At 65.4% G+C, this 12,522-nt stretch carries 10 protein-coding genes; 9 read left to right on the forward strand and 1 reads right to left on the reverse strand.

From position 1 onward, the window contains the following. Positions 1-26: 26 nt before the first annotated feature. Genes ACIQ6O_RS06470 through mobA form a run of 9 tightly spaced genes read left to right on the forward strand, consistent with a single transcriptional unit; the run spans position 27 to position 11,173 of the window. The gene (locus ACIQ6O_RS06470; protein ID WP_396206970.1) at positions 27-1,823 is read left to right on the forward strand and encodes an FAD-dependent oxidoreductase; all 1,797 of its coding nucleotides are present in this window, start codon (positions 27-29) and stop codon (positions 1,821-1,823) included. Further along, on the forward strand, positions 1,820-3,628 hold the full coding sequence (locus tag ACIQ6O_RS06475) for a 2-oxoacid:acceptor oxidoreductase subunit alpha (protein ID WP_396206961.1): 1,809 nt from the start codon (positions 1,820-1,822) through the stop codon (positions 3,626-3,628). Before ACIQ6O_RS06470 ends, ACIQ6O_RS06475 begins: the two co-directional genes overlap by 4 nt. Continuing rightward, positions 3,625-4,680, forward strand: coding sequence for a 2-oxoacid:ferredoxin oxidoreductase subunit beta (locus ACIQ6O_RS06480; RefSeq protein ID WP_396206962.1), 1,056 nt, complete (start codon positions 3,625-3,627; stop codon positions 4,678-4,680). The genes ACIQ6O_RS06475 and ACIQ6O_RS06480 overlap by 4 nt, the downstream gene beginning before the upstream one ends. A 59-nt stretch (positions 4,681-4,739) precedes the next feature. After that, positions 4,740-5,237, forward strand: coding sequence for an NAD(P)H-dependent oxidoreductase subunit E (locus ACIQ6O_RS06485; protein WP_396206963.1), 498 nt, complete (start codon positions 4,740-4,742; stop codon positions 5,235-5,237). Then, positions 5,234-6,784, forward strand: coding sequence for a formate dehydrogenase beta subunit (locus tag ACIQ6O_RS06490; RefSeq protein ID WP_396206964.1), 1,551 nt, complete (start codon positions 5,234-5,236; stop codon positions 6,782-6,784). Before ACIQ6O_RS06485 ends, ACIQ6O_RS06490 begins: the two co-directional genes overlap by 4 nt. Next, positions 6,781-9,516: a formate dehydrogenase subunit alpha gene (fdhF, locus tag ACIQ6O_RS06495; RefSeq protein ID WP_396206965.1), complete on the forward strand. Its 2,736-nt coding sequence runs from the start codon at positions 6,781-6,783 to the stop codon at positions 9,514-9,516. The genes ACIQ6O_RS06490 and fdhF overlap by 4 nt, the downstream gene beginning before the upstream one ends. Positions 9,517-9,541: 25 nt before the next feature. Beyond that, positions 9,542-10,330 (forward strand): formate dehydrogenase accessory sulfurtransferase FdhD, encoded by a 789-nt coding sequence (gene fdhD / locus ACIQ6O_RS06500; RefSeq protein ID WP_396206966.1) that lies wholly within the window; start codon positions 9,542-9,544, stop codon positions 10,328-10,330. A 2-nt stretch (positions 10,331-10,332) separates the two neighbouring features. Beyond that, complete coding sequence (locus ACIQ6O_RS06505) at positions 10,333-10,569, forward strand: formate dehydrogenase subunit delta (protein ID WP_396206967.1); 237 nt, start codon at positions 10,333-10,335, stop codon at positions 10,567-10,569. Between the two features lie 10 nt (positions 10,570-10,579). After that, on the forward strand, positions 10,580-11,173 hold the full coding sequence (gene mobA / locus ACIQ6O_RS06510) for a molybdenum cofactor guanylyltransferase MobA (protein ID WP_396206968.1): 594 nt from the start codon (positions 10,580-10,582) through the stop codon (positions 11,171-11,173). 135 nt (positions 11,174-11,308) lie between these two features. Here the strand turns inward: mobA and maeA are convergent. Continuing rightward, positions 11,309-12,522: oxaloacetate-decarboxylating malate dehydrogenase (maeA, locus tag ACIQ6O_RS06515; protein WP_396206969.1), on the reverse strand; the 1,214-nt coding region annotated here is incomplete at its 5' end.

Consider the following 12,522-nt stretch of genomic DNA (forward strand, 5'->3'; position numbering starts at 1 on the left):
TTATCACTCCCCAGGAGCAACGCCACATGGCAGTGACCAACGTCAGCGACCCGCAGTACTACCACAAGGTCGTCGATTGCCAATGGGCCTGTCCGGCCCACACCAACGTCCCCGGCTACATCCGCCTTATCGCGCAGGGCCGGTACACGGAGAGCTATCTGCTCAACCGTGAGTCGAACGTGTTCCCCGGCATCCTGGGGCGCGTCTGCGACCGACCGTGTGAACCCGCTTGCCGACGCGGTCGCGTGGAAGAGAAGCCCGTCGCCATCTGCCGCCTCAAGCGTGTGGCCGCCGATCATCGCGACGACATCACCGAATTTCTGCCCAAAGCGCCGGCGGTCAAGAACGGCAAGCGCGTGGCGCTCATCGGTGCCGGCCCCGCCTCCCTGACGGTGGCCAACGACCTGCTGCCGCTCGGCTACGACGTCACGATCTTCGAGAAGAACGCGACGCCCGGTGGTCTGATGCGCATCAACATCCCGTCGTTCCGGCTCCCGGCCAATGTGCTCGACGAGGAATGCAACTACATCATCGACATGGGGGCCCATATGCAGTACGGGACCTCGGTCACCAGCCTCAAGGCGCTCCTCGACGAGGGCTACGACGCCGTGTTTGTGGGCGCCGGCGCCCCCAAGGGTAAGGAGCTCGACATTCCGGGCCGCTGGGATGCGCCGGCGCAGGTGCACATCGGCATTGAGTTCCTCGCCAACGTGCACTTCAAGCACATCGAGAAGATGGGCCCGCGCGTGATCATCATCGGCGTGGGCAACACGGCCATGGACTGCTGCCGCACCTCGAAGCGCCTTGGCGCCACCGATGTGAAGGTCGTGGCGCGCCGCGGTCGCAAGCACTTCAAGGCCTCGCCCTGGGAGCTCGAGGATGCCGAGGAGGAGCAAGTCGAGATCATCGAAAACCACGCGCCCAAGCGCATGGTGATCGAGAACGGACAGCTCGTCGGCATGGAATTCGAAATCCTGCAGTGGACCGAAGACGCCAACGGCAAGCAGACGAGCACGGTGATGGGTACCACCATCATCCCCTGCGACCAGGTGATTCTCGCCATTGGCCAGGACAACGCGTTCGAGTTCATCGAGCGTGATATCGGCGTGGACTTCGACGCGAAGGGCATGCCGGTCGTGAACAAGAGCACGCACCAGAGCACGCACCCCAAGGTGTTCTTCGGCGGTGATGCGGCGTGGGGCCCGGAGAACATCATCTGGGCGGTGGCCCACGGGCATGCCGCGGCCATCTCCATGGACCTGCAGTGCCAGGGCCGCGACGTGGTCGCCGACCGTCCGCCATACGGCATGTCGCTCACCAGCGCCAAGATGGGCATGCACTCGTGGGCGTACGACAACGATTACGAGACCGCCAAGCGCGCGAAGATGCAGCACGAGGACCTCACGCGCCGCTTCAAGGATCTCGTGACGGAAGTGGAGCTTGGCTTCACCGCAGAGCAGATCGTGTCGGAAGTGGGGCGCTGCCTCAACTGCGACATTCAAACGCACTTCACGGCATCGCAGTGTATCGAGTGCGACGCCTGCGTGGACATCTGCCCCACCAACTGCCTCACCATCACCACCAACGGCACGCCGATCGACGAATTGCGCACCAGGCTCTCGGCGCCGGCGCTCAATACGTCGCAGGACATCTACACCTCCGAAGGGCTGCCGCAGACCAAGCGCATCATGGTGAAGGACGAGGACGTGTGCCTCCACTGCGGCCTGTGTGCGGAACGCTGCCCCACGGCGGCGTGGGACATGCGCATTTTCGACCTCAAGAAGCCGATGGCGGGACAGCTCGCCGGGATGGCCAGCGTATGAGCGGCATCAACGATTTCTCGTTCAAGATGGGCACCGTGAACGGCACCGGCTCGGCCAGTGCCAACGGTCTCCTCATGCAGGCCATTTTCCGCATGGGGATCCCGGTCACGGGCAAGAACATCTTCCCGTCCAACATTCAGGGCCTGCCCACGTGGTACGAGATCCGCGTGAGCAAGGACGGCTACACGGCGCGTCCGAGCGAAGTGGACCTCGTGGTGGCGCTCAACCCGGCCACCTACGCCAAAGACGTCGCCACAGTGCGCCCCGGTGGCTACCTGGTGTACGACTCCTCGTGGCCGCTCGAGCCCGATCTCGTGCGCGAAGGGATCACCATCCTCGGCATCCCGTTCGGCAAGATGTGCGTGGAGAACTTCCAGGGTGATCGCGACCGTACCCTGCTCCGTAACATCGTGTACGCCGGCTCGCTCGCGGCGCTGCTCGACATCGACATGGATGTCATCAGCGGCATGCTCGCCGAGAAATACGGCAAGAAGCCCAAGCTGCTCGACAGCAATCACAAGGCCATTCGACTCGGCTACGATTACGCCAAAGCCAACTTCGAGTGCCCGTTGCCGTTCCGGCTGGAGAAGATGGACGCAACCAGCGACTCCATCCTCATCGACGGCAACACGGCGTGTGCGCTTGGTGCGGTGTACGCCGGCGCCACGGTAGGGGCGTGGTATCCCATCACGCCGGCCACCGCGCTGATGGAGCAGTTCAAGGCCTTCTGCGAGAAGTTCCGCGTGGACCCGGAAACGGGCGCGCACAACTATGCCATCCTGCAGGCTGAAGACGAACTCGCTGCCGCCGGCATCATCATCGGCGCCGGCTGGGCGGGAGCGCGGTCGTTCACCAACACGTCGGGCCCCGGCATCTCGCTCATGCAGGAATTCATTGGCCTGGCATACTACACCGACATCCCCGCCGTTTTCTTCGACATCCAGCGGTGCGGCCCGGCCACGGGCATGCCCACGCGCACGCAGCAGGCCGACCTGATGTCGCTTGCGTACGCATCGCACGGGGACACCAAGCATCTCATTCTCTTCCCCGCCAACCCGGGCGAAGCGTTCGAGTTGTCGGTGCAGAGCTTCGATATTGCCGAGCGCTTCCAGACGCCGGTGTTCGTGGCGACGGACCTCGACATCGGCATGAACGACTGGATGGTGAAGCGCTTCGAGTGGGACGAGCACTACCGCCCCGATCGCGGCAAGGTGCTCGATGCGGCGGCGCTGGAGAAGATCCAGAAGTTCTCGCGCTATCTCGATGTGGATGGCGACGGTATCGCGGCCCGCACGCTCCCCGGTGTGGGTGGAAAGGGCGCGTACTTCGTGCGCGGCTCCGGCCACGACAAGCACGCCGCCTACACCGAAGACTCCGACGCGTATCAGGAGCTGGTGGATCGCCTCAAGCGCAAGTTCGCCTACGCGGCCACGCAGATGCCCAAGCCCGTGTTCACGTTGCAGCCCGGCGCCGATGTCGGTCTCGTGTGCATCGGCGGCTGTGATGCGGCGGTGCGTGAAGCGGCCGACAAGCTGCGGGCGCAGGGGATCATCGTCGACGTCATGCGCATTCGTTCCTTCCCCTTCGGCAGCGAAGTGAAGGACTTCTTCGATGCGCACGACAAGACCTTCGTGATCGAGCAGAATCGCGATGCGCAGCTGCGCTCGCTCCTCGCCATCGAACTCGGCATCCCGCGCGACGACATGATCTCCGTGCTCGACTACGGGGGCATGCCGCTCACCGCCAAGGTGGTGGTGGATGCCGTCACTGCCAACGTCTCCAGCCAGGCCAAGGTGTCCGCATGACCTCCATTGCCAAGCCTCCCGTACGGCATCCGAGCTCGCGCACCAACGACCTCGGGCTGACCATCCGCGATTACGAAGGCGCCATGTCCACCCTCTGCGCCGGGTGCGGTCATGATTCCGTGACCGCAGCCATTGTGCAGGCCGGGTGGGAGCTCAATCTCGAGCCACATAAGGTGGGCAAGATGAGCGGCATCGGCTGCTCATCCAAGACGACGGCGTACTTCATGAAGCAGTCGCACGGATTCAATTCCGTGCACGGCCGCATGCCCTCGGTCACGTCGGGGGCCGCGGCGGCGAACCGCGCGCTCACCTACATCGGTGTGTCCGGCGACGGCGACTCGCTGTCCATCGGTCTCGGGCAGATGTCGCACGCCATCCGCCGCAACGTGAACATGCTGTATATGCTGGAGAACAACGGCGTGTACGGCCTCACGAAGGGACAGTTTTCGGCGTCCGCCGACATCGGCAGCAAGAGTAAGAAGGGCGAGGCCAACGAGCAGTCTCCCATCGATCCGGTACTGCTGGCACTTACACTCGGTGCCACCTTCGTGGCGCGCTCGTTCTCCGGTGACAAGAAGCAGCTGGTGCCCATCATCAAGGCCGGCCTCTCCCACAAGGGGTTTGCCATCATCGACGTGATCTCCCCCTGTGTGAGCTTCAACGATCACGAGGGGTCCACCAAGAGCTACGCGTTCACGCGCGAGCACGAGGTGGAGGCGGTGCACGCGGACTTCGTTCCACTGCAGCGCGAGATCACCGTGGCCGACACGCACGAGGAGGTGCGTACGGTGGTGATGCATGACGGCGCGTCGGTTCGGCTACGTACGACCGCGCCCGACTACGACCCGACCAACCGCGAGTCGGCCTACGCCCATGTGCGCGCCTGTCAGGCCCGCGGAGAGATCGCGACCGGTTTGTTGTTCGTGGACGAAAACGGGCGGGATATGCACGACTATCTCCGCACGCCGGCCACGCCCCTCGTGGATATCCCGTTCGAGAAGCTCTGCCCCGGCAAGGGCGCTCTCGACAAGCTCATGGACAAGTTCCGCTAAGGAGCGCGTCCACACCGGCGCGGAGTGCCACTCCCCGACTCCGCGCCACCAACGGTGTTATGCCTCACCACCCACCTCAGGCCGAGGAGGAGCTCGCCGTCCTCGACGCGCTCCTCGCCGACCTTGCTCCCGATGCGGAGCACCTGCTCCCGTTCCTGCACCGCGTGCAGGAACGCCTCGGTCACGTGTCGCCGGCGGCCATCCGCTACGCCGCGCACGCCTTCAATCTGTCGCGCGCCGAAGTGTACGGTGTCGTCACCTTCTACGGTGACTTCCGAGAATCCCCTGTCGGCGACACCGTCGTGCAGCTGTGCATGGCCGAAGCGTGTCAGGCCGTCGGCTGCCGCGATCTCGCGACGCATGCCGAATCCTCGCTCGGCGTACAGTTGGGCGAGACGACCCGCGACGGGCGTGTGCATCTCGAGGCGGTCTATTGTCTCGGCAACTGCGCACTGGGGCCGTCGGTCCGTATCGGCGACGACGTACACGGCCGGGTGACCGCCGCGGCGTTCGACACGCTGGTCGCCGCCGCCACTTCTACCCGGGGCGCCGCATGAGCCTCCGCGTCTTCGTCCCCAACGACACGGCCGCCTGCTCCGTGGGCGCCGATGCCGTCGCCCACGCGATCGCGATGCATGGCGCGATGCACGGCGTGGACATCACGATCGTGCGTAACGGATCGCGCGGCGCCGCGTGGCTCGAGCCGCTGGTCGAAGTGGACACCGCCACGGGGCGTATGGGTTTCGCGAACGTCTCGCCCGGCGACGCCCCATCGCTCTTCGCCGGCAGCGCCCCGAATGCGCAATATCCAGCCTGCATCGGCCTCGTGGAGGAGCATCCCTGGTTTGCGCGCCAGCAGCGGCTGACTTTCAAGCGCGCGGGACGCATCGATCCACTTTCGCTGGCTGAGTACGAGGCAGAGGGCGGGCTCATCGGCCTCCGCCGTGCGCTCTCGCTGACGGCCGAGGCAATCGTGGCCGAGGTGACGGCCTCCGGGCTCCGTGGCCGTGGCGGCGCCGCGTTTCCAGCGGGGATCAAGTGGAACACGGTGCGCCAGGCGTCGAGCGCCACCAAGTACGTCGTGTGCAACGCCGACGAAGGCGACTCGGGGACGTTCGCCGATCGCCTGCTCATGGAGGCCGATCCGTATCAGCTCGTGGAGGGGATGATCATCGCGGGGCTCGCGGTGGGCGCCACACGCGGCGTGATCTACGTGCGCTCCGAGTACCCGCGCGCCATTGCCACGCTGCGTGAGGCCATTTCGCGGGCGGAAGGGGCTGGCCTCCTGGGCGCCAGCGTGCTCGGGTCGCCGCACCGTTTCCATCTCGTGGTGCGCGTGGGCGCCGGTGCCTACATCTGCGGCGAGGAGACCGCGCTGCTCGAGAGTCTCGAAGGGAAACGCGGCATGGTACGCGCCAAGCCGCCGCTGCCCGCGCTGCAGGGACTGTTCGGGCAGCCCACGGTGATCAACAACGTGCTCACGCTGGCCGCAGCCACCGACGTGCTGGCCCACGGTGGTACGGCCTACGCCGCCCTCGGCCTCGACCGGTCGAAGGGCACCATGCCCTTCCAGCTCGCCGGCAACATTGCGCGCGGCGGATTGGTGGAAGTCCCGTTCGGCCTCACCCTGCGTGAACTAGTTGATGACTTCGGCGGCGGTAGTCGCAGCGGCCGTCCGCTGCGTGCCATTCAGGTCGGCGGTCCGCTCGGCGCCTACCTGCCGGAGCACCAGTGGGACACTCCGCTCGCCTACGAGTCTTTCGCGGCCGTTGGCGCGATGCTGGGGCACGGTGGCGTGGTGTGCTTCGACGACACGGTGGACATGGCCGAACAGGCCGAATTCGCGATGGCGTTCTGCGCCCACGAGTCATGCGGCAAGTGTACGCCGTGCCGCATTGGCTCCACGCGTGGCGTGGAGGTCATTCAGCGACTCCGCCGACGTGAGGAGTCACGGAAGCAGTGGGCACTGCTCGAAGAGCTGTGCGAAACCATGGAACTGGGATCACTGTGCGCTCTTGGGGGTCTCACACCGCTCCCCGTGCGCAGTGTGATGACGCATTTCTCCGCGGACCTGTTGGCCCCGGTGGGAGGGAAGCCCGAATGACCGACCGTAACGGTGATCACCTGATCGAACTCATGGTGGATGGAATGCCGGTGCGCGTGGCGCCCGGCACCAGCATCATGCAGGCGGCTCGCACGGTGGGCGTGGACATCGCCAAGCTCTGCGCGACGGATTCGCTCAAGTCGTTCGGCTCTTGTCGCCTGTGCATCGTGCAGGTGGATGGGCGACGCGGATTGCCGGCGTCGTGCACGACGCCGGTGGAGCCTGGCATGGTGGTGCGCACACAAACGCCACAAGTGGCGCGGGTGCGGCGCAACGTGATGGAGTTGTACATCTCCGACCACCCGCTCGACTGCCTCACCTGCGCGGCGAATGGCGACTGCGAGCTGCAGGACATGGCGGGTGCGGTGGGGTTGCGCGAAGTGCGCTACGGCATGGAGGGGGCTAACCATCTCGTGGCAGAGAAGGACGAGAGCAATCCCTACTTCACGTTCGACCCGGCCAAGTGCATCGTGTGCTCGCGCTGTGTGCGCGCCTGCGACGAGATACAAGGCACCTTTGCGCTGAGCATCACCGACCGCGGCTTCGCCTCGAAGGTCAGCGCCGGCATGGACGAGGGGTTCCTCGCCAGTGAATGCGTGTCGTGTGGCGCCTGCGTGCAGGCGTGTCCCACGGCCACGCTCATCGAAAAGACGGTCATCGATGCCGGCCAGCCGGAGCGCACCGTAAAGACCACCTGCGCCTACTGCGGCGTGGGGTGCTCGTTCGAAGCGCAGATGAAGGGCAATGAGGTCGTGCGCATGGTACCCGCCATGGATGGTGGTGCCAACGAGGGGCATTCCTGCGTGAAGGGACGATTTGCGTGGGGATACGCCACGCACACGGATCGTGTGCTGTCGCCGTTGGTACGCGAACACATCACCGACCCGTGGCGGGAGGTCTCGTGGGACGAGGCCATCAGCTTCGCGGCACAGCGCTTCACCAGCATTCAGCGTCGACATGGCCGTGAGGCCATCGGGGGCGTATCGAGTTCGCGCTGCACCAACGAAGAAGTGTACGTGGTGCAGAAGATGATCCGCGCCGCATTCGGCAACAACAACATCGATACCTGTGCCCGGGTGTGTCATTCCCCCACGGGGTACGGGCTCAAGCAAACCTTCGGCACGGCGGCCGGCACACAGGACTTCAAGTCGGTGGCCCATGCCGACGTGATCGTGGTCATCGGGGCCAACCCCACCGACGCGCACCCGGTGTTCGCCGCCCGCATGAAACGGCGCCTGCGGAAGGGCGCCAAGCTCATCGTCATCGATCCGCGTCGCATCGATCTCGTGCGGTCGCCACACATCCAGGCCGCGCATCACCTGCAGCTGCGCCCCGGCACCAACGTGGCGGTCATCAACGCCATGGCGCACGTGATCGTCAATGAGGGGTTGGTGAACGAGTCGTTCGTCAGCACGCGCTGCGACGCCCGTAGCTTCGAGCAGTGGCGAGCCTTCATCAGTCGGCCGGAACAGTCACCCGAGGCAACGGAAGCCTTCACCGGCGTGCCGGCGGAGGAGATCCGCGCGGCAGCGCGCCTGTACGCGACGGGGGGCAACGCGGCCATCTACTACGGCCTTGGCGTGACGGAACACAGCCAAGGCAGCACCATGGTGCTCGGTATCGCCAACCTCGCCATGGCGGCCGGTCAGATCGGCCGCGACGGGACCGGCGTGAATCCGCTGCGCGGCCAGAACAACGTGCAGGGCTCGTGTGACATGGGCTCGTTCCCGCACGAATTGCCCGGGTACCGCCACATCTCCGACGACACCACCCGCGGCATCTTCGAGCAGGCGTGGAATGTCGCACTCGACCCGGAACCTGGGTTACGCATCCCCAACATGCTGGCATTGGCTCTCACGGGGCAGTTCCGCGGCATGTTCATTCAGGGCGAGGATATCGCGCAGTCCGATCCCAACACCCAACATGTCACGGCGGCACTCAGCGTGATGGAATGCGTGGTGGTGCAGGATCTCTTCCTCAACGAGACGGCGAAGTACGCACACGTCTTCCTGCCCGGCACAGCGTTCCTCGAGAAGGACGGCACGTTCACCAACGCCGAGCGTCGCATCAACCGCGTGCGCCCCGCCATGCCGCCCCGCACGGGGCTCAGCGAATGGGAAGCCGTATGCCGTCTTGCCACCGAGATGGGGTATCCCATGCACTACAGCTCGGCGGCCGACATCATGGACGAGATCGCCACGCTCACGCCGACCTTCTCCGGGGTGTCGTTCGCCTACCTCGATCAGGTGGGCAGCGTGCAGTGGCCCTGCACCGCCGACCGCCCCTTGGGCACGCGCATCATGCACGAGGAGCAGTTCGTGCGTGGACGCGGGCGTTTCCTCGTCACGCAGTACGTGCCCACGGAGGAACGGTCCACACGCCGGTTCCCGCTGCTGCTCACCACGGGGCGCATTCTCTCGCAGTACAACGTGGGCACGGCCACACGCCGCACAGCGAACACCGTGTGGCACCCGGAAGACGTGCTGGAGATGCACCCGCATGACGCCGAGGTGCGTGGCATCGCCGATGGTGACGGCGTGATGCTGCAGAGCCGCAAGGGCGCCATCACGCTGCATGCACAGGTGAGTGACCGGGTACCCGAAGGCGTGGTGTACACCACGTTCCATCACCCCGAGAACGCCGCAAACGTGGTGACCACCGAATACTCCGACTGGGCCACCAACTGCCCCGAGTATAAGGTGACGGCGGTGGAGGTACACCCTGTCGACTGACACGAGTCTCCTGCCCGCGGTGCACATGCCGGCGACAGTTTCCGTTGGCGCGCGTGACGACCACTGGGAGATCGCTGCCGAGGTGCCCGTCCAGATCATGGTGAATGGCACGCCGTTCACAGTGATGCTGGCAACACCGGCTGACGTCGAGGATCTGGCCCGTGGGCTGCTCATCACGGAGCAAGTCATCACGCGGGCAGATGCGATTGAGCACATCGACGTGGCCAGCTGGCTGGGCGATGTGCAGGTCATGGTGCAGGTGGCTCCTGATGGGCTGCGCCGCGAGCGACTTGGTGCGCGGTCGGTGCTGGGGAACAGCGGGTGCGGCGTGTGCGGCATCGATTCACTCGCGCAGCTGCACGGCCGCCATTTGCCAACGCGCGCCGAATGCGTGGCCGTCTCGGACGAGGCTGTACGCCGTGCCTTCGTGGACCTGCCGGATCATCAGCCGCTCAACGCCCGCACGCACTCGGTACATGCAGCGGCGTGGTGCGATCTCACGGGGCACGTGCTCTTGGTCCGCGAAGACGTGGGCCGCCACAACGCCCTCGACAAGCTTGTGGGTGCCCTGGCGCAGTCACACCGACTCCATGAGCCGGGCTTCGTGGTGATGAGCAGCCGCTGCAGCTACGAGTTGGTGTACAAGGCCGCCGCAACGAATGCGCAGCTGCTCGCCACGATCAGCGCGCCCACCACGATGGCGTTGCAGTGGAGCGCGGCCCTCAGCGTACCGTTGGCCAGTGCGCTCCGGCGCAGCGACCGGTGCGAGGTCGTGCGTTTCCCCGCGTCCAGCCACCCGTTCCCCACCGAGTAGCCATGCAGGACGACGATATCGTACGGATGGCCAACCAGATCGCGCAGTTCTTTTCGGTGTATTCCGAAGAGGACGCCGTGGAGGGCATCCACGAGCATCTGGTGAAGTTCTGGCCCCCCACCATGCGCAAGGATCTGCTGGTGGTCACCAATGGTCTGGTACCGAGCGAAACGCCGGTACACCCGCTGGTGCTCAAGGCGGCGGCGAAGCTCCGGCCGAGTGGTGAAGACGACGGGTGAGCGTGCCGGTGTGCTGATCCCAGCGAGCGATATCACCGGCGTGGTACTCTGTGGCGGCGAAGGGCGGCGCATGGGTGGTGTGGAGAAACCGCTGCTGCCTTTGGACGGACGTCCGCTGGTGTCGCACGTGCTCGAGCGACTACGCCCACAGGTTGGGCCGGTGATCGTGAGTGCGAACCGCGAACTCGATGCTTATCGGGCGTTCAGCCACCCGGTCGTCGTCGACGATATTCCGGGTCTCGGCCCGCTCGGCGGCCTGGCGAGCATAGCACCGCACGTGACCACACCGTGGCTGTTCTGCTGTCCGGGGGATGCGCCGCGGCTCGATACCGGTGTCGTATCGCGACTGGCTGCAGCGTTCGAAGACGAGCGTGTTGCCGCGTATCCAGACGACGGCGAGCGGAAGCAGTACCTGTTTCTGCTGGTGCGTACGACGGCGTTCCGTTCGCTGTCCCCATACCTCGCCGGAGGTGCGCGTTCGGTGCAGGGCTGGCTGGCGAGCATTGCAGCTGGCGCAGTGGAGATGTGCGACCTTCGGTCGACATTTGTGAATGTGAACGACCCGCATGCACTTGAGGCATTGCAGCCGGACACCCTTGGCTGAGCATCGAGTGCTGAGGACTGAGAGCTGAAAGCCGAAAGCTCCCTCGCCGAAACGGGATCGCGTTCGGCTAGGGAGCTCTCAGTCTTCAGTTCGCAGCTTTCGGCGGGATAATTCGTTTACCGCCGAATCGCGGCATCACGCATACTGCGGGTACACCGGCTCGTACATCGCGGCCGCTACCGCCGCTTCGAGATCATCCGGGCGCGGGGCCCGTGCGAGCCCACGTTCGTACGCGAGGCGCGCGACTTCCACCGCGATGGCCTTGGAGACCTCACGAATGCGCGACAGGCTCGGATAGATGCGTCCCATGGCGAGATCGTCTTCGTTGACCGTGCCGGCCAGCGTGCGCGCGGCGGCAGCAAACATCTCGTCGGTCACGCGCGAGGAATCGGCGACCATCACTCCAAGACCCACCCCCGGGAAGATGTAGGCGTTGTTCCCCTGCCCCGGAACGTGCGTCTTCCCCTTGTGCGTCACGGGCGCGAACGGGCTGCCGCTCGCGAAGACCGCACGGCCATCGGTGCTGGCATAGGCCTCGCGCGCGGTGCATTCCGCCTTGCTGGTAGGATTGCTGAGCGCCATCACGATGGGGCGCTCGTTGTGCCGCGCCATGGCCGCAAGGACTGGCGCGGTGAAGGTACCGGGCATTCCCGACACACCGATGATCGCGTGCGGCTTGACGCTCTCCACCGCATCGAGGAAGGTGGGGACCGGATCGTGATCGTGGGCGTACGGCTGCTTGTGACTCGCCAGGTCCGTACGCGACTTCACCACGAGTCCCTTCGAGTCCATGAACCAGCAGCGGCTTCGCGCCTCGGCCTGCGACAGCCCCTCCTCCGTCATCGCCTCCACCACCAGGTCACCGATGCCGATGCCCGCCTCGCCAGCGCCCAGGAAGAGCAGGCGCATGTCCTTGAGCGGCGTACCGGTGATGCGCGACGCGGAGTACAGACCGGCCAGCGTCACCGAGGCCGTTCCCTGAATGTCGTCGTTGAACGTGCAGACGCGATCGCGCCACTTGTCGAGGAGCGTGAACGCATTGTGGTTGCCGAAGTCCTCGAACTGCAGGCACACCTGCGGGAATCGCTCCTGCACGGCCTCAATGAACTCGTCCATGAGCGCATCGTACGCCGCGCCACGCAGGCGCGGCTGACGGAGCCCCATGTACGAGGCGCTTTCGCGCAGATGCGTGTTGTCGGTACCCACGTCGATCGTGATGGGGAGACACTGCATCGGCGGAATCCCGGCGCACGCCGTGTACAGCGTGAGCTTGCCGATGGGAATGCCCATGCCGTTCGCACCGAGGTCACCAAGGCCCAGGATGCGCTCACCGTCGGTCACGACGATCA

It is taken from the genome of Gemmatimonas sp. (assembly GCF_044345575.1).
In the GTDB taxonomy this organism is placed as follows: domain Bacteria; phylum Gemmatimonadota; class Gemmatimonadetes; order Gemmatimonadales; family Gemmatimonadaceae; genus Gemmatimonas.

Excerpts from the sequence above, each read along its gene's own strand:
- ACIQ6O_RS06470 (WP_396206970.1), top strand. The coding sequence starts at position 27 with ATGGCAGTGACCAACGTCAGCGACCCGCAGTACTACCACAAGGTCGTC.
- ACIQ6O_RS06475 (WP_396206961.1), top strand. The coding sequence starts at position 1,820 with ATGAGCGGCATCAACGATTTCTCGTTCAAGATGGGCACCGTGAACGGC.
- ACIQ6O_RS06480 (WP_396206962.1), top strand. The coding sequence starts at position 3,625 with ATGACCTCCATTGCCAAGCCTCCCGTACGGCATCCGAGCTCGCGCACC.
- ACIQ6O_RS06485 (WP_396206963.1), top strand. The coding sequence starts at position 4,740 with ATGCCTCACCACCCACCTCAGGCCGAGGAGGAGCTCGCCGTCCTCGAC.
- ACIQ6O_RS06490 (WP_396206964.1), top strand. The coding sequence starts at position 5,234 with ATGAGCCTCCGCGTCTTCGTCCCCAACGACACGGCCGCCTGCTCCGTG.
- fdhF (WP_396206965.1), top strand. The coding sequence starts at position 6,781 with ATGACCGACCGTAACGGTGATCACCTGATCGAACTCATGGTGGATGGA.
- fdhD (WP_396206966.1), top strand. The coding sequence starts at position 9,542 with ATGCCGGCGACAGTTTCCGTTGGCGCGCGTGACGACCACTGGGAGATC.
- ACIQ6O_RS06505 (WP_396206967.1), top strand. The coding sequence starts at position 10,333 with ATGCAGGACGACGATATCGTACGGATGGCCAACCAGATCGCGCAGTTC.